At 59.0% G+C, this 1,166-nt stretch carries 1 protein-coding gene; it reads left to right on the top strand.

The genetic code is table 11. From position 1 onward, the window contains the following. Nucleotides 1-91 precede the first annotated feature (91 nt). A protein-coding gene (locus tag Q7V20_RS05655) for an IS630 family transposase (protein ID WP_304788084.1) occupies nt 92-1,149 on the top strand; the annotation gives its coding sequence in 2 pieces (ribosomal slippage) (nt 92-578 and nt 578-1,149; 1,059 coding nt in all). The last annotated feature ends 17 nt before the right edge of the window (nt 1,150-1,166 follow it).

The following is a 1,166-nucleotide window of genomic DNA, read 5'->3' as shown; positions in this document are numbered from 1 at the left end:
TAATACCAAATCCCGGAAGCCGTGACTCGGGTCGGGGGATATCCGAATCAGCATCTGTTTGATTCAACATGGCGAACGAAGGAGGTTCGCCATGGCTATCCCGCTTCGGGCTGATTTTAATGCCGGTTTGGTAAGGGGTTTGGCCAAACGATCGAAGGATGGCCCGCAGGCTCGGCGGCTTCTGGCGCTGGCGGCCATTTACGATGGGGCGACCCGCACTGAGGCGGCCAAGATTGGCGGCGTGACGCTGCAGATCATTCGGGACTGGGTGATGCGGTTCAATGCTCTTGGGCCGGACGGTCTGATCGACCGCAAGCCTCCAGGTCAACCCTCGAGGCTCAATGATGTGCAACGCCAAGCGATTGTGCGGATGATCGAGAGCGGCCCGATCCCGGCGATCCACGGTGTCGTGCGCTGGCGGCTGGTCGATCTTTCGCAATGGATATACGAGGAGTTCCGCATCACGGTCGCCAAGCAGACGCTGAGCCGGGAGCTTCGCGCGATGGGCTACCGCAAGCTCTCAGCCCGCCCCCGTCATCATGCGCAAGCCGAAGGAGCCATCGAGGATTTTAAAAAAAGTTCCCAGCGCGCCTGGATGAAGTCGCGCGCGAAAAGGCAGTCGATGTTGGAAAAATAGAGATTTGGTTCGCGGATGAGGCGCGCATTGGTCAGAAGAACAAGATCACCCGCAGGTGGGCCAAGCGCGGCACTCGCCCGAGCGCTCCGCGGGATCAGCGTACCGCCTCGACCTACATCTTCGGAGCCATCTGTCCGAAGCAGGGAAAGGGCGCGGCTCTGATCCTCCCGGCCTGCAACACCGAAGCGATGAACCTGCATCTGGCCGAAATCGCCAAGGCGGTCGCGCCAGGGGCCCACGCCGTCCTCCTCGTCGATCAAGCCGGATGGCATCTGTCAGCAAGATTGTTCATTCCCGCCAACATCACCATTATGCCGCTGCCACCGAAGTGCCCTGAACTCAATCCGGTCGAAAATATCTGGCAATATATGCGCGACAACTGGCTCTCGAACCGCGTCTTCAAATCCTACGACGATATCGTCGATCACTGCTGCTATGCCTGGAATACGCTCGTCGATCGCCCCTGGAAAATCATGTCCATCGGATTACGCCCGTGGGCCCATGAGTTCTGATCATTGAGATGCGGTAT

This window comes from Aquabacterium sp., from assembly GCF_030652515.1.
In the GTDB taxonomy this organism is placed as follows: domain Bacteria; phylum Pseudomonadota; class Gammaproteobacteria; order Burkholderiales; family Burkholderiaceae_C; genus Aquabacterium.
Note: the sequence above shows the minus strand (reverse complement) of the source record. Positions and strands in the feature narration are given on the sequence as shown.